The sequence below is a fragment of the Flavobacterium ovatum genome, from assembly GCF_040703125.1.
GTDB classification, from domain to species: Bacteria; Bacteroidota; Bacteroidia; order Flavobacteriales; family Flavobacteriaceae; genus Flavobacterium; species Flavobacterium ovatum.
Window position 1 is genome coordinate 457,619 of sequence record NZ_CP160035.1, and the last position, 17,933, is coordinate 475,551.

Consider the following 17,933-nt stretch of genomic DNA (forward strand, 5'->3'; position numbering starts at 1 on the left):
ACTAAGAAATTAGTGGATTTTGTGTTTTACGACCTAATTGGATTGAATAAATCTCACCCCTTAACTAAAAGCAAACCCCTGATTATCGAGATAATCAGGGGTTTTTTATTTTATAGTCTTCTTCCATTAATAACTGTCACACTAAGGACAATTATACCAAATTATTAATTAATTCAAGACAGTGTACTATAATACCGTTTTTGACAGCAACAAAGCGTTGCTAACGAACTTCGTTTGCATTTCTTTATAGTATTTCAACCTTTTCAATTAAGAACCAAAAAAAGGCCATCTTTTCAGACAGCCTCTAGAGTAAGATTTAAAATAATTTAAATTATTTTTTCAATATTTTAGAAGTAGACACTCCTTTTGCAGAAGTCAATCGTAACATGTAAATTCCTTTGCTCAATGAAGCTACATTAATAGCATCTGAAGGATTGTTTTGAGACAAAACTACTTTACCAGAAGCATCAATAATTTGCGCTTTTGTCAAAGACTCTTGCGTTTGAATATTCAACGTTTCTCTTACTGGGTTAGGATAAACTGCAAAATCGAAAGCGTTTTGTTTTTTAACTCCTAGTGATGGATCAGTATATACCAACTTAACCACACCTGAAGTAGCATAATTCAAAGCCCAATTTGTAGGTAATGCTGGAACAGCTGTAAAAGTACCTGTAATCGTACCAGTACCATTAGCTTTTACAATATCAATTGAAGTACTTGCTCCTGGAGTGTAAATACCAGTAAAATCTAATTTAGCTCCAGAAATATTAAATCCAGCATCTGTTGTACTGGCATTGATTTGGTCATAATCTGTACCTGCAGTTGCACCTCCAGACACATTCATTCTTAATGTAGTAGTACCTAAGACCACAGTAGCACCTGAAATATTCATAACTGATTTCCCTGCATTACCACCTGGAGATAAAGTTCCAGATGTAAACGTATTACTACCAGCTAACAAATCTGTTAAGAAACCTGATCCAGTATTTGTTTCTATTGTACCAGTATTTACAAATTTAGAAAGAGTACTACCAATTGCATTAGAGTTAGGACTAGCATTAGCTGATGTTGTAACTGGGAATCTTAAAATTCCATTATTAGTCACCTCTGCAGAACCTCCAGAGCTAACAGAACCAATTACTCCAGCACTAGCACCTAAATCACCGTTCATGATAATTGTCCCATTATTTACCAACGATGCAGCTGAAGTAGCAGAAGTTACAGAGATAGGAGAAGTACCATCTGTTAGAGAATTCATAGTAATTACAGTACCGGAAAGAACTTCTATCGAAGATGTCCCACCTGTACCAGCACTAATGTTAAAAAGTCTATTACCAGTTGAAGAAGCAGTAAAAGTAACTCCAGTACCTCCTATTTTTCCATTACCAGCTGCAGTATTACCAGATGTATTGAAAACATTTCCATTTCCTAAAATAGTTATTGTTGTAGTTGTAGCATTTAAATTAATTACAGGTAATTTTGAAGCACCAAGATTATTAAAAGTTACAAATCCTCCTGTTCCAGAAGTAGTTGCTGTTAAAATCCCAGTTCCATCATATCCATAATCTGGAGTAGTGGTATTATTAACTGGAAGCTGACAGTTTATAGCTGCATTATTTGACTGTGGTGCTAAATTCAAGGTACCATTATTGGTTAATTTACCACCTCTTATAAATAATGCGGAAGAGTTATTTGCTATATTCAATGTTCTTCCAGAAGGAATTGTCAAAACTCCCTGAGCTGGAGTAGCGGCTGTATTCAAACTTAATTGTGAAATTGAAATATCAGCATCCAAAGTAACAGATCCAGCAGCAATTATAGCTGAATCTGGATTACCACCATCACCAGGATAGGATACAGTTGCTCTTGTAAACCTAACATTATTAGTAGCTCCTGTTAATGCTGCAGTTGTAGCTAGACTAAGTGTAACTGTATTTGTAGCTTCATTAACTGCATTTACTACTGTACCTGCCGCAATTTGACCAGCTGTAGTACCAGTAACCAAATCTCCAATCTTAATTTGGTTTGTATTATTTACAACAATATCCGTAACACCACTACTAGCTGTAACAGTTTTTCCCGCATTTGCATTTGTCCAGTTTCCCGAATTTGCCCAATTATTATCTACACCACCAGTTGCTTTCCAAGTGTACGTTTGAGCAAATGCTGACCCACAAACCAAAACCATAAGAACTAGAAACCCGTTTCTAGTTGCATTAAAAAAGTAATTTTTTTTCATAATTTTTTAAAATTTTAAGTTTAATAACTCTCCGTCAATTCTCGCTTCCTTTCTAGAATAGAAGCTTAAAAAAACAACGATTTATTTCAACCAAAATTCAGTAAAAAACCAACACACAAGTACAACATAAGTGTTTTAAGATAAAACATATGAGTTATTTTCAACACCAAAAACAGCCGCAAATCCCAACAAAACAGTGAGTTAAATTAAAAAAATGAGCAAATCAGCCAAAAAAATAAAACAAAGCACACTTAAATGCTGTCCAAAAAAAAATCCCTTCTGTTCTCACAAAAGGGATTCTCTAATTTTATTTTAAAACTAAAAAACTACACGTTCTTTAAGTTAATAATTTCTTGATCTGTCAACAACCTCCAGTTTCCTCTTGGTAAATTTTTCTTGGTCAAACCTGCAAAAGATACACGGTCTACACGCAACACATCATATTTGAAGTTTTCGAATATAGCACGAACTACTTTGATATTAGAAGAACGTAGTTTTAATCCGATTTCACTTTTTGCTTCTCCTTCAATATAACTAATATCCTCTACAAAAACACGGTGACCTTCAAGAGTCAATCCTTTATTTATTTTTTCTAAATCTTCAAATTTTAAGTTTTTATCTAAGGATACTTGGTAGATTTTTGATGATTTTTGACTCGGTAAACTAAATTTACGAATCATATCAGTATCATTGGTAAACAACAATAATCCTGTAGTATTCTTGTCCATACGTCCTACTGATGCAATTTTTGCAGTTGTAGAACCTTTTACTAATTCTAATACATTACGAAATTCTTGCCCTTCGTCAAATGCTGTTGTAAAGTTTTTAGGCTTATTCAACAAGATGTATACCTTTTTCTCTGGCGTCAAAGTCATTCCGTCAAAATTCACAGTATCCCCTGGTTTTACCATGTACCCCATTTCGGTAACTGGAATTCCATTTACTTTCACATTCCCAGACTGGATGTAAATATCTGCATCACGACGAGAACACGCTCCCGAATTAGAGATGTATTTATTCAAACGGATTTCGTCTTTAACTTTAGGTCTTTTTGGCGCTTGATTCGGTTTTTTCTCCACTTTATTTGGATCCACCTCGGCTACCTTGGTATTTACTTTAGCTTTTTTAGGTCCTTGCGCCCTTTTTTGCATAGCGGGTTTTGGCTTGTTCGAATTTGTTCTTGAACCTCCTGGTCTAGAACCTCCTCCTCTATTACTGCCTTGCTTGTCATTCATAATAAACTGTAATTTTTGCAAAGATAGTATTTATATTTTTGCAAATGGCTACTTCCAAGTCATTAAGTCACAACTATTAAAGAGCAATAATGAAGGAGTTAGCTAATAATTCCTACCAACATCATTTTTAAGGAGCTATTCCTGCCTTCCATTTCAAGCATTTAGCACAAAAAGCTTTTGTTACTGCAAGGCTTTCCATTTCAGTCAGGGCTAGGAGTTCTGTACATTTTTACAAATTCTAAAATTTTTCTAATTTTTTCGCATTTACAACTCAATTGATACCTTTTTTTACATACTTTGGTTATCGAATAAAAAACATATTAAATATGACAACTGTATTTTCAAGAATCAACCTAATACTTCTTGTGTTTTTAATAGCGAACAATTCCATTGGCATCGCTAAAACAAACTCAACATCATTTTCAGACAAAATACATGAATATAAAATAAACCCAAGTGATCCTGAAGTTGTGTTTACAGAACACAATTCCCCTTACGATTTTGTTTATGCAGATGGAGTTTACGACAATGGAAAAGCCATAAACAAATACGAACAGACTAATTACAACCGCTTTGATTGGGAGAGTTTTTCTTTAGATTTTGATTTTTATACTTCCGAAACAAGAGAACAGTGGCCTTTAATCATGGGGACTTCTACTAGATCTTTAGGTTTTTTACTTAAAGAAAATAGGACAATAGAGATAACAGTAAATAACCAAAAACAAATTTATCTTACACAAGGAATATATGAATCTAACAAATGGTATCATGCCAAAATAATAAAAAATGGAAGTAAAACGGAAATATACCTCAACGATATCAAAATAGGGGAATTACAGGTCTTTTTCGATATTGACACAAAGAACTACAACCAAAAATGCCTCTCCACTATTAACAGTTCTAACGGAATTGCTTTTGATGGTCTACTAAGAAATATAATTTACACCAAAAAAGGAGACCTAGAATTTTCTAAAAAAATGTATGAAAAATACGCGTCAAAATACAGTAACGAAAATCTAATACTTGATATACCTGAAAATGCATTTCAAAGAAGCTACAAGTACAATTTATACAGTTTAAACTGGAAATCATTCACAATTCAATTTGACTATACACATAGCAATGATGAAACACAATTAGTACTAGGTAGTAAATGGAAAGTTATTGATTTCCATACTATAAACGACACCGCATCTATTTCAATCAACAATAACAGAATCAATTTTTTGAGTGGTTTAAAATTAGAACCAAATCAGGAATACAAAGTTGAAATTATAATCAACAACAATGTATTGCAAATGCTGATTGACAACACCATCGTTTTACATACATCATTTGAATATTACAACAAAAATATTTTAGAATACGAAAAAGAAATTTTGGTGTTTTCTAAAAAGGAAATGCCACCAACTCTTTTTAAGAACTTAACAATTGAAAACAATGTCCCGATAAAAAACATTGAAAAACCCATCTTGTTAGCCACAAAACACAACAAATTAATAGACACCAAAAACGAAGGAGTAATAATGACTCTCTTCACCCCTCCTTTTGAATTAAGCATTAAAGAGAATAATTCTGAGAATGAATTTGCATTCACAAAAATGATTACAGGCTTTAATGCTAGTTCATTTGAAATGAACTTTGATTTTACAACTAATAAAAAAGGAGAACTAGATCTTGTAGAGTTGGGCGTTTACACTAAATATGCCGAAATTGGCTTATCTATTAACAACAATAATCTTGTCTTTAAAACTAAAAACAAAACTATAATCATTCCACCTATCAATACTACTGCGTTAAAAGAAGACTGGAATAATTGTAAAATAGTATCTAATAATGGCTTGATTAAAATATATCTCAACAACATCAAAACCTATGAGATGAAGTTCAGGTTTTCGAATCAATATTACAAATCTAAATTACTCATGATAAGAAATAATTTCATAGGTAGTTATAGAAATCTTTACATATACGAATCGCCGAAATAAATAGGAAATTGGATTGCTGATACATTCTATCCATCCGAAATCCCACCCCAGATTACTTCACTTTACTTTTATTTTAATAGGAGTTCAGTGAATTTCATTTGCAGCGGCAGCCCCGACTGAAAAACGCCTTTTTTTACGGGTGCAGCAGAGCGACTGTCCCGAAGTTTCGGGATAAACTCCTGCTGTGACCTAGTAAAAAAAGCGTTTTGAAAGAGGGCGATAGCGTCCCGAAGCGTCGGGAGCCGGATTAGGCGCATAAAAATAACGTTACTCCCTTTTATGAATCGTAATAATAACGGTTTTGGACGTTGGCGTATTACTGATTCGGGCTTTACTGTGCAACGGTACCAGAACGTTGGTTTCTGGAAAATAAGTCGCCGTACATTTCCTTGGAATGCTATAGGGAATGACCATGAATTTTTCGGCTAAACGCTCTTGTCCTTCAAAATGACTTACTAAATCGACTAAATCACCCTTCTCTAAGCCAGCTTCGGATACATCTTGTTGGTTCATAAATACCACTCGACGTTCATTTAAAATCCCACGATACCGATCGTCTAATCCATAAATAGTGGTATTGTATTGGTCGTGCGTGCGTATGGTCATCATCAAATATTGTTCTTTTTCTAGTACAATATCGGAAGGTTCATTTATCGTAAAATTGGCTTTTCCTGTGTAAGTAACACTAAAATCATTTTCCCGAGCATTGTTTGGCAAATAAAATCCGCCTGGAATACGAACGCGCTCGTTAAAATCATCAAAGCCAGGAATCGTCGCTTCAATCGCGTCGCGAATCAAATCGTAATTGCCTGCCATAGCTTCCCAATTCACCTTGGAATTGGATAAAGTAGCGGTTGCGATTCCAGCTACGATAGCTGTTTCGCTTTTCAAAAATTCTGATAAAGGATCTAAGTGTCCAACCGATTTAGAAACAACTCCCATCGAGTTTTCAACCGAAACAAATTGTTCGCCACTGGACTGTAAATCTTTCTCTGTACGTCCAAGGCAAGGCAAAATCAAAGCCTCTTTCCCATGAATTAAATGCGAACGGTTGATTTTTGTCGAAATATGCACAGTCAAATCACAATTACGCAAAGCTTCGGCAGTAATCTCGGTATCTGGAGTGGCTGAGATGAAATTTCCACCCATACCTAGAAAGAATTTAGCCTTTTTTTCGTGCATGGCTTGAATGGCATCAATAACATCGTGACCGTGCTCTCGAGGAGATTTAAAATCAAAATGAGCATCCAAAGCATCTAAAAATTGTTCGGACGGTTTTTCATAAATACCCATCGTACGATCACCCTGTACATTGGAGTGCCCACGTACAGGACAAGTTCCAGCGCCTTGTTTACCAATACTACCTTTGAGTAGCAATAAATTCACTACTTCGCGAATGTTATCGACTCCGTTTTTATGCTGTGTCAATCCCATCGCCCAACAGACTATGATTTTTTTGTTATCGGCAACCATTTCGGCAGCTTCAATAACTTCTTTTTGGGTTAATCCAGTTTGAGCTATCAGCTCTGCTAGTTTATATTTTTCTAAATCGGCTATCAAAGCTTCGTATCCCAGAGTTTGTTTTGCAATAAATTCTTGATCGAATACTGTCCCTGGATTGGCTTTTTCTTTTTCGAGAAGCAATAACAAAATCGCTTTCAATAGTGCAACGTCTCCGTTGATTTGTACTTGTAAAAACAAATCAGATAAATCCATACCGCTTCCTAACCATTTCAGGGGATTTTGTGGATCGATGAAGTTTTTCAATCCAACTTCTGGCAACGGATTCACACTTATTATTTTTCCGCCATGCTGTTTGGTTTCGCCTAAAGCAGTTAACATTCTCGGATGATTGGTTCCTGGATTTTGCCCCATGACAATCACCAGATCAGCATGTTTAAAATCATCCAAAGTCACAGAACCTTTTCCGATTCCCAAGGTTTCACCTAAAGCTGAACCACTGGATTCGTGGCACATATTAGAACAATCCGGTAAGTTATTCGTCCCATATTGGCGTACAAACAATTGGTACAAATAGGCAGCCTCATTACTAGTTCTTCCAGAAGTGTAAAAGACAGCTTCGTCAGGTGAACGCAAACCCTTGAGCGTTTTTCCAATTAGATTAAAAGCATCATTCCAACTAATTTCTTCATAATGCGTAGCGCCTTCTCGCAGATACATTGGATTGGTCACACGTCCTTTTTTACCCAATTCATAATCCGATAATTTACCCAATTCATCAATACTATGAACCGAAAAAAACACTGGAGATACACGGTTTTTGGTTGCTTCTTCGGCCACTGCCTTTGCTCCATTTTCACAATATTCAGCTAGAAAAGCCCGTTTTTCATCAGGATCCGGCCATGCACAACCGGGACAGTCAAAACCGTCTTTTTGGTTTAGTTTTGCCAGCAAACCAATTCCTTTCATGATCCCAACCTCATCCTTAATGTGTGTCAATGCAGATAACACAGCTTTAAAACCCACAGCAGAATGTGGGATTTCAGTTTCTTTAATTCCGGTGAGATTTTCTGGTGGTTGTGCGATTGTTTTTTTCATCATCAGATGTTTTAATTGTATTTTAAAATTGATTCGGACTATCGCTATGGGTTAGAATATATGGTTGCTTTGTTTTCTCTAGAGAACCCAATTAAGCAAATCCCGAATTCCTTTGCATAATCTACTGCTAGTGATGAACAGGCAGAAACCGCGACAATTGTTCCAATTTTGGCAAAAAAAGCCTTTGTTATAATTTCATAAGAAACCCTACCACTTACTAAGAGGAAAGCTCCATTTTTTAATTGTTGGGATCGAATCAAAGCTCCTACGCATTTATCTACTGCGTTGTGACGCCCAATATCTTCTTTGAGAGTCATCATTTGATAATTAGCATCGAATACCGTGGCTGCATGAGAACCACCAGTCAAACTAAATGTTTTTTGGTTGGCAGTCATCAATGCAAACATTTCGGGTAATTTGTCTAAATGGAGTGCTGGTTGTTTTGTGAGTTTGGTTTTTGGACTATCAAAATCTTCTAGTTGTTGTTTGCCGCAAATTCCACAAGATGAAACAGATAACAAAGACCGTTTGTTAAGATAGCCTTTCCCTAGCTGATTTTCGGGAATGGAAACTTCTATTTTAGTGAATCCGTTTGGAGTTTCAGAGACAACTTCCATTACTAGTTCATCGGTTGTTCTGTAGATGTCTTCGACATAAAGCAAACCTCGAATCAATTCAAAATCACTCCCTGGCGTGCGCATGACAACGGTAAACGGACTTTGGTTTATACTAATTTCCAAAGGCGCTTCTACCACTAAAAAATCAGTAATCAATTCGGTCGAATCGGCACTTTTTTTAATCCCTTCATAAGTGAGGGTTTGCATTTCATTCCTTATCATATTGTAAAAGTACAGAAAATGACAATCAATGCATTCACTTATAAAGTTAAAACAATAACCGATTATGTCAAGTCTAGTTTTACAGCTGTATAATAGAAGAAACTACCTTTTTTGAAGAAGAATTAATTAGATAAAATCCATCTTTTACCATTATACAAAACTGAAGGATCTATCAATACTATGCAAAAAACACCTGAAACAATCAAGAACTTCAATACATTATGCAGTTTTACATACTGCTCTTTGGTACTGGATTTCCATAAATAAACCAAGAAAAACAGCAACACCAAAAAGGATAAATAAAAGTAAATATCCATATATCCTACATCGTAAACATCAATCAAAAGGTAAACAGGTAGCACCGTCAAAATGGTTAAAATCGTAATAATTTGTTTTGAAACAGACTCTCCAAAACGAACAGGGATCGTTCTATAATCATTGACTAAATCTCCTTTTATATTTTCCAAATCTTTGATCATTTCCCGAATTAACAGCAACAATGATAAAAAAGCAGCATGGGCAAAAATTACAGCAAAATGAGATTTATAACTTATAAGTTCTTCAAAAGTCAAGCTATAGTAAAAATGTAATGTAATAGCAAAAAAAGGAATTACAGCCATTAAAGTAGCGGTAAGATTTCCAAGAACGGCGTATTTTTTTATTTTATGCGAATAAAACCAAATCAAAAAGATATAAGTCGAAAAAAACAAAAAAACTTTCCACGATACCATTAAAGCCATGGCAGCGGCAAGAAAATTGAGTACAAAATACACTTTCAATTTAGTAGCTTGACTCACCAAACGATCTAACATTGATTTATGAGGGCGATTGATCAAATCTTTCTGACTATCGTAAAAATTATTAATGATGTATCCTGATGCAATCGTAATGGCAGAAGCAAAAACAAGTAGAAACAAATTAATATCAAACAAGATATCTAAGGCTCGTTTCTCAGGAGCCAAAATAAAAATTGCCGAAAGGTATTGTGCTAAAATGATAATCGGGATGTTATATCCCCTGACTACAGAGAACAAACTCACGATTTTCTTCAATAAAAGCCTTTGTTTTCTACTTAGCATTTTTTAAACAGGCATATCATTTGTATTCAGAACAATACAAAAAACGGAATTACATAAATTTATTTAAAATACAATCTTAAAACTGATAAACTACTTCTAGTTTGTAGTCTTTCAAGGAAGCTTTGGCGCGTTCTAAATCCTCAGTAAAACCAAGAATATAACCACCTCCTCCAGAACCACACAATTTCAAGTAATAATCATTGGTATCAATTCCTTGTTGCCAAAGGGCATGAAATTGCTCTGGAATCATTGGTTTGAAATGATTCAATACTACTTTTGAAAGTTTTTTGGTGTTGGCAAACAAAGATTTCATATCGCCACCAAGGAAATTTTCTACACAAGCATCAGTGTGTTTGACAAACTGGTTTTTCAACATCGCACGAAATCCTTTGTCTTTTAGGTTTTCCATAAAAATATTGACCATAGGAGCCGTTTCACCCACAATACCTGAATCTAACAAAAACACAGCCCCTTTCCCATCAAAACTTTGAGTAGGAATTCCGGTTGCTTCGATATTGTCTTTGGAATTAATAAGAATTGGAATACTCAAATAACTATTTAAAGGATCCAATCCAGAACTCTTACCATGGAAAAAGCTTTCCATTTGAGAGAATATATTTTTTAATTGCAATAATTTTTCACGGGTCAAGTTTTCTAAAACCGTGATTTTATCTTGCGCATATTTATCATAAATAGCGGCTACCAAAGCTCCACTACTTCCTACTCCATATCCTTGCGGAATACTAGAATCGAAATACATTCCTGTAGCTACATCATTTTGCAAAGTTTCCAAGTCGAAAGTCACCAATTCAGGTTGCTCTACATTTAATTTTTCTAGATAAGTTGCAAAACGCAACAAACTCTGATTTGAAGCAATAGCTTCTGCAGAGGGATTTTCATCTCTCTTCAAAGCACCATTGTAAAAGTTATAAGGAATTGAAAGCCCTTTTGAGTCGCGAATGATTCCGTATTCTCCAAAGAGTAATATTTTTGAGTAAAATAAAGGTCCTTTCATATATGTCTTAAATTAACAATCTGGGGTTGGTAATTATTTTATTTTATTAATTTTATTTGGGTCTTGTCTGGTGTTAAAAAGAGCTAATATTATAATTTTATCGTTCGAAAAATTATAAAACAAAGTACTTTGTTTCGACAAAACACATCTCCTTATTTTTTTATTAAATGCTGAAACAGGAAACAAATCCGGATTAACAGCAATCAATTTGATTGTTTCATTTAATTTTGTTGCGAACTTCACCCGAATATTCTTGTTCCAAATCCCTTCAATATATTCCAAAGTCGCTGCAATATTTCTTTTTGCTCTATATACATCTATTTTATCCCCTTATTAAAGCAAGCATAAGCGTATATTCCAAATACTATTAAATATAAAATAATTCCTCCCATTTAATTTACTTTTTTAGCCAATCAGTAATTACAACTTTTCTCATTTACTTAATAAAAGGCGTAATGAATTCATTAAAATCAGAATACTTACCTTCCTCTGCCTCTTGTAAAGAAAATTGAATCTCTTCTTTTTGATTTTCATTTAATTCCTCCCAAAAGTCTTTCTTTTCTCTTTTAAAGACTTTCTTGATAGATTCAATAATTGTTTCATCATTGGTCTCCAATAACTGCTTAATTATTTCTAATTTTTCTAATTGAATATCCATAACACAAAGCTTTATTGATAAAGATACAAAAATTATACTTGGATTGCTCCATTTCCAATTTGGTCGCAAAGGTACTGTGCATTTTGACAATAGCCAACTAATTCGTCCTTAATAAATTGCAACACATTCTCTTTCACAACATTTGGATACAAAACATGGACATTTGCCCCTGCATCCAGCGTGAAACAAACGGGTATTTTAGTCGCTTCTCTAAATTTCCAAATGGCATTAATGATTTGCAACGTATTTGGTTTCATCAATATAAAATAAGGCATGGAAGTCATCATCATAGCATGTAAAGTCAAAGCTTCGCTCTCCACTACTTTGATGAATTCTTCTAAATCTCCATTTTCGAAAATAGAAATTAATTTATCTAAATTTTCATGTGCTTGCGCAAAACGTCTTTCGGCATAGGGATGATCGTGCATTAAGTCATGACCCAAAGTGCTCGAAACTTGTTTTTCGCCTTTATCTACTAATAAAATCGTGTCCTGAAAATCTTTGAAAGTATCATGAATCACATACGGATATTCGACTCCGTATAAATCGGAGCTTCCTTTTATATTGGCTTGACTTCCCCAAACTACTACTTGACCTTTCACACTTCTACAAGCACTACCCGAGCCCAAACGAGCCAATAAGGATGCTTTTTGATAAAAATAATCATCCGTCATAGATGGATTCAACGCTTTTTCCAAACTCATTAAATTCATCGCCAAAGCTGCCATACCCGAAGCCGAAGAAGCAATTCCAGAACTGTGCGGAAAAGTATTCTCTGTATCAATGGTAAAATGGTAATCCTTTAAAAACGGCAAATAAACAGCAATTCTCTCGAAGAATTTATTGATTTTTGGTTTAAAATCTTCTTTAGGTTTTCCTTCGAAAAGTAAATCGAACGAGAATTCACTCCCTGTCTCATTGAGCTGAGTCGAAATGTTTTTCTTTTCGAAAGCCAGTTTGGTAATCGTTTTACAATTATTCAATGTAAAACTTACTGAAGGATTGGCTGGAATCTGGTTTTCTTTTTTACCCCAATATTTCACTAAGGCAATATTGCTTGGAGCTGTCCACAGGAAATTTCCATTTTCAACAGTTTGTGTATATTTCGACGGAATAAAATCAGTATCTAAAAACATGGAAGTCAATTTTTTGGCAAAGATACTTTTTTTGAGGCATCTCTATATTACAAGGATAGATTTTCTAGTACAATAAATTTGAGTAAATTTGGCTTTCGAAAAATAAAATCACATGAATAAAATCACTAAAATCCTTTGCATCGTTGTTACTTGTTTGGCAGTAGGATATTTTTCTGGAATTGTAACCCAATCTGCCATTACTACTTGGTACCCAACATTGATTAAACCAAGCTTCAATCCTCCCAATTGGATATTTGCTCCAGTTTGGAGTATGCTGTACGTTATGATGGGTATTGCAGCTGGATTGGTCTGGGATCGAATTGAGTTTGAACAAGAAATAGTTAAAAAAGCATTAGTGGTTTTCGCCATCCAATTAGGATTAAATGCACTTTGGTCGTATTTGTTCTTCGGGCTTCACAATCCGTTATTGGCAGGAGTTGAAATTATCATCTTGTGGTTATTCATTTATGAAACCTATATGCAATTTGCCAAAATCAATAAAATTGCTGGTTACTTATTCTTACCGTATTTGACTTGGGTGAGTTTCGCTATGGTACTAAACGGTAGTATTTGGTGGCTGAATAGATAATTATTTACTCGAACTACGGTAAAACTAGACTAAATAAAACACAACCATTCCAACTATCAAGCTAAAAGTAAACAGTATTTGAAGATGACTCATAATCTAGTACTCCTCTTGCAAAATAAAGATTTTGATTTTGGCTTATATATTTCTAATTAGTAAAAGACACAAAAGGGTAAGTTGTATGTTTTTTTTGACACAGTAACGCTAGAACATATTTTGCAGTTTTATCACATGCATTACAGTTCAAGCGGCCTTTAAAAATATTGACCAACACCAAAAACAATTCCATTATTAGCATTTTTGGTAATTCCATAACCGTAATCAATCCTAAAAACTGCATTAAAAATAGCTTTATGAATTATCCGTAAACCAACTCCTGGATACACTTTGATGTTTTCGTTAGTAATAAAGTCGGTAAAACTCCCTCCTGGATTTCGCCAAGTACCGCTATCTATAAAAGCATTTCCTTGCAAGACAAACCATTTTTTTTCGTATAGTGTTTTACGATACTCTGTGTTGATTACGATCACGCCTGTCCCTCGATCTACAATATTCCCCACTCCTCTTATATTCATATTATTATCCAAAGCAAATGGAGCAAATGGACTATTACTATTGGTAGACAAACCAAGCTGTAGTCGAGTTCCCCAGTTACCATTTTTGCCTATTCGACTGAAAAATAAGAGGTCATTTCTAAAAACCACGAACTTGTCTTGGAGCTTATTGTCATTGATTACAACTTGACTAAAAAGCTGATTTTTGAACCCTTTCACCAAGTAAAAATCATATTTCAAATTATTAAAGTCATAGGTTGATTTGACCGAAGCTTTATCAATCTCAAAAAACTGCGGAACCTCTGGTGATTGTTCTCCACTTATATACTCATACTTCTCATTAAATACTGTGAATCCAAGCTTAAAAGAATTTCTAAAATTCAGTCGGTACACTACTGAAAAATCAATCCCTTTATTTGAATACTGATACTGAGAAGGTATTTTATTAATAAAAATTGGTTCTATACTCGATATTTTACGAAAATTAGTCTCAATCCCCAAATTCGAGCTAAACAAAAAAGGAGCCGAAAAACTAATCCCATAAGAAGAAACACCATTATATTGATAGAAACCACCAATAGAATTGTTTTTACCTAAAAAATTATAATCGTAAAGCCCTAAACGATAAGCCGCAGCCGCAGCATCAGTGGTCCACAGTTCTACATTGGGAAGAATACTATAATTTTCTATAACCTTAAAAGTAACGGCACATTCCTCTTGGTCGATTGGGCTAATTGCAAAGGTGACATTAGAAATTCCGTTTAACCTTGTGAGCGCAGCAACATCATTTTCGACTTTCAAACTATCCAAAGGTAAACCTACCTTAGTCTCTATAAAAGCAGCTAAGAATTTCAAATTCATTCTCTTATTCCCTTGCCAATTAACAGAGGTAACCATCCTATTTTGAGAAAAAACAGTAACAGTCAATAATAAAATAAGATAGTAGCTTTTGAGCATCATTTTTTTTACAAATATCATCAAAATAAAAAAGATATAAAAAATCTGACTCCTATTAATAACCAAATCAACACTGATTATAGATGATAATCAACAAACCAATTTTTTATTTTATTCAGTCAAAATTTTTTCGTACTTACTTTTTTTATTAAATTACTGTCAGTAATCCAGTATTTTTCGACTACTTCTAAAACTAAACTTAGTTAATCATGACAAAAACAGTACTTTATTTATTATGCCTATTTGTTTGTACAGCTACCTTCGCGCAAGAAGAAACAGTAGTAGAAACTTCCAACATTCAAAAATACACTCCTTCCAAACTACTTGAAAAAGGGAAATGGGATATTAAATGGTTCAACAATCTTTACACCCAAACCAAAGCGGAGGACCAAGGAGAAACAGTAGATGTAGCTCGTTCTAATTTTTTCACAAGTTCATTGGCTGTATTCACAGGAGTTTCGAATAACAAAAAACTTAACGCAGGGATTATCCTCGAATTTAGATCTAATAGTTTTAATGATCAAAACACCACAAGTGTCTTTTCATTTAACAATGAAACTGGAACCGCTAGAACTGGATTATCACATATTGCACCTGCAATCAAATTAGCTCCTTTTAGTTCCTTGCCACGCTTTTCTATCCAAAGCGCTATCTTCATTCCACTGTTAGCAGAAGAAAGCAACAGTAATGGCTATCTAGCCAACAAGAGTTATATAGTACAAAATCAGTTTTTTTATGACTATAGTTTTCCTGGCGGAAAATTTCAATTATTCACAGAGTTAGGGACACGCTTGTTTCTAGGTGAGAAAAAAACAAACTCAAATGGCACTACAAATCCAAAAGGAGGTTTTGCCAACACTAGTTTCGAACTAGCCCCTGGTGTGTTTTTAAGTTACTTTCCAAGTTCAAAATTCACAACACTCGTTTTTGTACAACATGCTCAATTAATAGAAATTACCAATGAATTTTCACAAAACTATAGTGCCGTTGGACTTGGTGCAAAGTACCAATTGTCCTCTACTTTAAATATCGAAACACTATACAGTAAATTTGTACGAGGCAATGATACAGGATTAGGACAATCCTTTAACTTGGGACTTAGAGCCATATTCTAAAGTAAATCTAAATCCCGTTAGCCAAAATAAACCCACTAGTCCAAGCATTTTGAAAATTAAAACCACCAGTAATCGCATCAATATTCACGATTTCACCAGCAAAATAGAGATTGGAGTGTAATTTACTTTCCATCGTTTTGAAGTTGATTTCTTTGAGATTGATTCCGCCTGCTGTAACAAATTCTTCTTTGAAGGTGCTTTTTCCGTTTACTTGGAAAGTTCCTTTGGTCAATTGACTGATGAGTTGTTGCATTTGAATTTTGGACAAATCAGCCCATTTGGTTTCGGGCTGAATTCCAGAAGCCAGCACCAAGCTTTCCCACAAACGATTGGTGAGTTCAAAAGGCGACTTTTTGGATACCATTTTCTTGGCGTTTTCTAGCTTGAGGCCTTTTAGTATTTTCTCGACATCATCAGAATCCAAATCATTTAACCAATTGACAAAAATGGTAAACTGATAGTTTTTATCATACAAAATACGAGCTCCCCAAGCAGAAAGCTTCAAAATCGCTGGTCCGCTCATTCCCCAATGTGTAATCAATAATGGACCTGTAGAAGTCAATTTGGTATCTTTGACAGTTACCGTAGCTAGAGCTGAAACTCCCGGTAAATCCTTGATGCGAGCATCTTTGATATTAAAGGTAAATAACGACGGAACTGGCGCAACAATGACGTGACCAAAATTCTGGAGCATTTCCCAGACTTTGGGGTTACTACCCGTTGCTAAGATTAGTTTTTCTGTTAAATATTTTTCGCTTTGGGTTTCTATTTGCCAAAAGCCTTCTTTTTTATAAATGGATTGTACACTTTGACCGGTAAGCACACTAATTCCAAGTTTTTGAGTGGCTTGCAGGAAACAATCAATAATGGTTTGAGACGAATTGGAAACGGGAAACATTCTGCCATCATCTTCAATTTTCAATTCCACTCCGTGTTTTTCAAACCATTCAATAGTATCTCCAGAACAAAACTGATGGAACGGACCACGCAATTCTTTTTCACCACGAGGGTAAAACTTAACTAATTCATTGGGTTCAAAACAAGCGTGAGTAACATTACAACGACCACCACCCGAAACACGCACTTTGGACAAGACTTCCTTACCTCGTTCTAAAATGGCGATTTTCAATTTTTTATTTTTCTCGGCGATATTAATAGCGGTAAAAAAACCCGCTGCTCCACCACCTACTATTATAATGTCAAAATTCTGGTTCATAGTTTATTGTATTCGGTCTGGGAAATCAGAAATGATTCCGTCCACACCGTAATTTTGTATTGTTTTTATGTCTTCAACTTCATTTACTGTCCAAGGAAAAACTTGAAAACCTGCTTTTTGCAATTTACTGGTTGTATCCGTTTTCAGTAATTGAAAATCAGGATTTATTGCCTTAGCTTTTATCTTTTTGGCGAAAGCCAAAGCATCCTCAATAGTGGTTTCGGTCAAAACAGCGATAGGAATTTTCGGATTTAATTCTGCCGTTTCCGATAGCATTTCCCATCCAAAACTAGAAACGATAAAATCAGAATAACTCCAGTTTTTATTTGTAATATAATCCTGAATCATTTCGACTGCAGGTTTTGTAGTGCCTTTTCCTTTGAGTTCGATATTAACAAAACACCGTCTATTAACTAAATCCAAAACTTCTTTTAAATTTGGAATAATTTGGTTTTTATTAGTTCGAAAATGTTGTAATTGTTCTAGAGTCAAATCGGCAACCAAACCTTTACCATCTGTAGTTCTATCCACGGTTTCGTCATGAATCACTACCAAAACTCCGTCCGCTGATAAATGCACATCGAGTTCGATGCCATCAACACCCAAATCGAGGGCTTTTTGAAAACTCAGCAACGTATTTTCGGGTTCGTATCCACGAGCTCCTCTGTGACCTATTTTTAACATAAGGTTGGTTTTGCGACAAAGGTAAGGAAACTATATTGAGAATTTCTATTTCGCAGAGACACACTCAAGGCAA

At 34.7% G+C, this 17,933-nt stretch carries 15 protein-coding genes; 3 read left to right on the top strand and 12 right to left on the bottom strand.

All coding sequences use genetic code 11. The features are described from left to right. Positions 1-331: 331 nt before the first annotated feature. Together ABZP37_RS02030 and ABZP37_RS02035 are read right to left on the bottom strand one after the other, a co-directional pair. Positions 332-2,239, bottom strand: a complete 1,908-nt coding sequence (locus ABZP37_RS02030) for a T9SS type A sorting domain-containing protein (RefSeq protein WP_366185185.1) — start codon at positions 2,237-2,239, stop codon at positions 332-334. Between the two features lie 326 nt (positions 2,240-2,565). Further along, positions 2,566-3,474, bottom strand: coding sequence for a pseudouridine synthase (locus tag ABZP37_RS02035; protein WP_366185186.1), 909 nt, complete (start codon positions 3,472-3,474; stop codon positions 2,566-2,568). 326 nt (positions 3,475-3,800) lie between these two features. Between ABZP37_RS02035 and ABZP37_RS02040 the strand changes: the two genes are divergently transcribed. After that, a complete protein-coding gene (locus tag ABZP37_RS02040; protein WP_366185188.1) occupies positions 3,801-5,462 on the top strand; it encodes a LamG-like jellyroll fold domain-containing protein in 1,662 nt (553 codons plus the stop codon). 267 nt (positions 5,463-5,729) lie between these two features. Here the strand turns inward: ABZP37_RS02040 and ABZP37_RS02045 are convergent, their stop codons facing one another. The 7 genes from ABZP37_RS02045 to ABZP37_RS02075 form a co-directional block, all read right to left on the bottom strand. Next, the gene (locus ABZP37_RS02045; protein ID WP_366185190.1) at positions 5,730-8,021 is read right to left on the bottom strand and encodes an FdhF/YdeP family oxidoreductase; all 2,292 of its coding nucleotides are present in this window, start codon (positions 8,019-8,021) and stop codon (positions 5,730-5,732) included. 44 nt (positions 8,022-8,065) lie between these two features. Continuing rightward, positions 8,066-8,845, bottom strand: coding sequence for a formate dehydrogenase accessory sulfurtransferase FdhD (gene fdhD, locus ABZP37_RS02050; RefSeq protein WP_366185191.1), 780 nt, complete (start codon positions 8,843-8,845; stop codon positions 8,066-8,068). A gap of 137 nt (positions 8,846-8,982) precedes the next feature. Then, positions 8,983-9,939 (bottom strand): geranylgeranylglycerol-phosphate geranylgeranyltransferase, encoded by a 957-nt coding sequence (locus ABZP37_RS02055; protein WP_366185193.1) that lies wholly within the window; start codon positions 9,937-9,939, stop codon positions 8,983-8,985. Between the two features lie 76 nt (positions 9,940-10,015). Further along, positions 10,016-10,954: a mevalonate kinase gene (locus ABZP37_RS02060; RefSeq protein ID WP_366185195.1), complete on the bottom strand. Its 939-nt coding sequence runs from the start codon at positions 10,952-10,954 to the stop codon at positions 10,016-10,018. A 33-nt stretch (positions 10,955-10,987) separates the two neighbouring features. Continuing rightward, a complete protein-coding gene (locus ABZP37_RS02065) occupies positions 10,988-11,275 on the bottom strand; it encodes a type II toxin-antitoxin system RelE/ParE family toxin (RefSeq protein ID WP_366187461.1) in 288 nt (95 codons plus the stop codon). Positions 11,276-11,390: 115 nt separating this feature from the next. Then, positions 11,391-11,612, bottom strand: a complete 222-nt coding sequence (locus ABZP37_RS02070) for a hypothetical protein (protein WP_366185197.1) — start codon at positions 11,610-11,612, stop codon at positions 11,391-11,393. Between the two features lie 32 nt (positions 11,613-11,644). Continuing rightward, positions 11,645-12,748 carry a diphosphomevalonate decarboxylase gene (locus ABZP37_RS02075; RefSeq protein WP_366185198.1) on the bottom strand — a complete coding sequence of 368 codons (1,104 nt, stop codon included), beginning with the start codon at positions 12,746-12,748 and terminating at the stop codon, positions 11,645-11,647. 112 nt (positions 12,749-12,860) lie between these two features. On the opposite strand from ABZP37_RS02075, the gene ABZP37_RS02080 reads away from it, so the two are divergent. Continuing rightward, positions 12,861-13,337: a TspO/MBR family protein gene (locus ABZP37_RS02080; protein WP_366185199.1), complete on the top strand. Its 477-nt coding sequence runs from the start codon at positions 12,861-12,863 to the stop codon at positions 13,335-13,337. Between the two features lie 251 nt (positions 13,338-13,588). Here ABZP37_RS02080 and ABZP37_RS02085 read toward each other — a convergent pair whose 3' ends face one another. Continuing rightward, positions 13,589-14,848 (bottom strand): outer membrane protein assembly factor, encoded by a 1,260-nt coding sequence (locus ABZP37_RS02085; protein WP_366185200.1) that lies wholly within the window; start codon positions 14,846-14,848, stop codon positions 13,589-13,591. A 206-nt stretch (positions 14,849-15,054) separates the two neighbouring features. Here ABZP37_RS02085 and ABZP37_RS02090 point away from each other — a divergent pair, with 206 nt between their 5' ends. Continuing rightward, positions 15,055-15,960 (top strand): hypothetical protein, encoded by a 906-nt coding sequence (locus ABZP37_RS02090; protein WP_366185202.1) that lies wholly within the window; start codon positions 15,055-15,057, stop codon positions 15,958-15,960. Positions 15,961-15,967: 7 nt separating this feature from the next. Here ABZP37_RS02090 and ABZP37_RS02095 read toward each other — a convergent pair whose 3' ends face one another. Together ABZP37_RS02095 and ABZP37_RS02100 are read right to left on the bottom strand one after the other, a co-directional pair. Further along, on the bottom strand, positions 15,968-17,176 hold the full coding sequence (locus ABZP37_RS02095; RefSeq protein WP_366185203.1) for an NAD(P)/FAD-dependent oxidoreductase: 1,209 nt from the start codon (positions 17,174-17,176) through the stop codon (positions 15,968-15,970). Between the two features lie 3 nt (positions 17,177-17,179). Further along, entirely contained in the window at positions 17,180-17,860 is a 681-nt protein-coding gene (locus ABZP37_RS02100) for a glycerophosphodiester phosphodiesterase family protein (protein ID WP_366185205.1), read from the bottom strand. Positions 17,861-17,933 lie beyond the last annotated feature (73 nt).

Coding starts and splice junctions, on each gene's coding strand:
- ABZP37_RS02030 (WP_366185185.1), bottom strand. CDS start 2,239: ATGAAAAAAAATTACTTTTTTAATGCAACTAGAAACGGGTTTCTAGTT.
- ABZP37_RS02035 (WP_366185186.1), bottom strand. CDS start 3,474: ATGAATGACAAGCAAGGCAGTAATAGAGGAGGAGGTTCTAGACCAGGA.
- ABZP37_RS02040 (WP_366185188.1), top strand. CDS start 3,801: ATGACAACTGTATTTTCAAGAATCAACCTAATACTTCTTGTGTTTTTA.
- ABZP37_RS02045 (WP_366185190.1), bottom strand. CDS start 8,021: ATGAAAAAAACAATCGCACAACCACCAGAAAATCTCACCGGAATTAAA.
- fdhD (WP_366185191.1), bottom strand. CDS start 8,845: ATGCAAACCCTCACTTATGAAGGGATTAAAAAAAGTGCCGATTCGACC.
- ABZP37_RS02055 (WP_366185193.1), bottom strand. CDS start 9,939: ATGCTAAGTAGAAAACAAAGGCTTTTATTGAAGAAAATCGTGAGTTTG.
- ABZP37_RS02060 (WP_366185195.1), bottom strand. CDS start 10,954: ATGAAAGGACCTTTATTTTACTCAAAAATATTACTCTTTGGAGAATAC.
- ABZP37_RS02070 (WP_366185197.1), bottom strand. CDS start 11,612: ATGGATATTCAATTAGAAAAATTAGAAATAATTAAGCAGTTATTGGAG.
- ABZP37_RS02075 (WP_366185198.1), bottom strand. CDS start 12,748: ATGTTTTTAGATACTGATTTTATTCCGTCGAAATATACACAAACTGTT.
- ABZP37_RS02080 (WP_366185199.1), top strand. CDS start 12,861: ATGAATAAAATCACTAAAATCCTTTGCATCGTTGTTACTTGTTTGGCA.
- ABZP37_RS02085 (WP_366185200.1), bottom strand. CDS start 14,848: ATGATGCTCAAAAGCTACTATCTTATTTTATTATTGACTGTTACTGTT.
- ABZP37_RS02090 (WP_366185202.1), top strand. CDS start 15,055: ATGACAAAAACAGTACTTTATTTATTATGCCTATTTGTTTGTACAGCT.
- ABZP37_RS02095 (WP_366185203.1), bottom strand. CDS start 17,176: ATGAACCAGAATTTTGACATTATAATAGTAGGTGGTGGAGCAGCGGGT.
- ABZP37_RS02100 (WP_366185205.1), bottom strand. CDS start 17,860: ATGTTAAAAATAGGTCACAGAGGAGCTCGTGGATACGAACCCGAAAAT.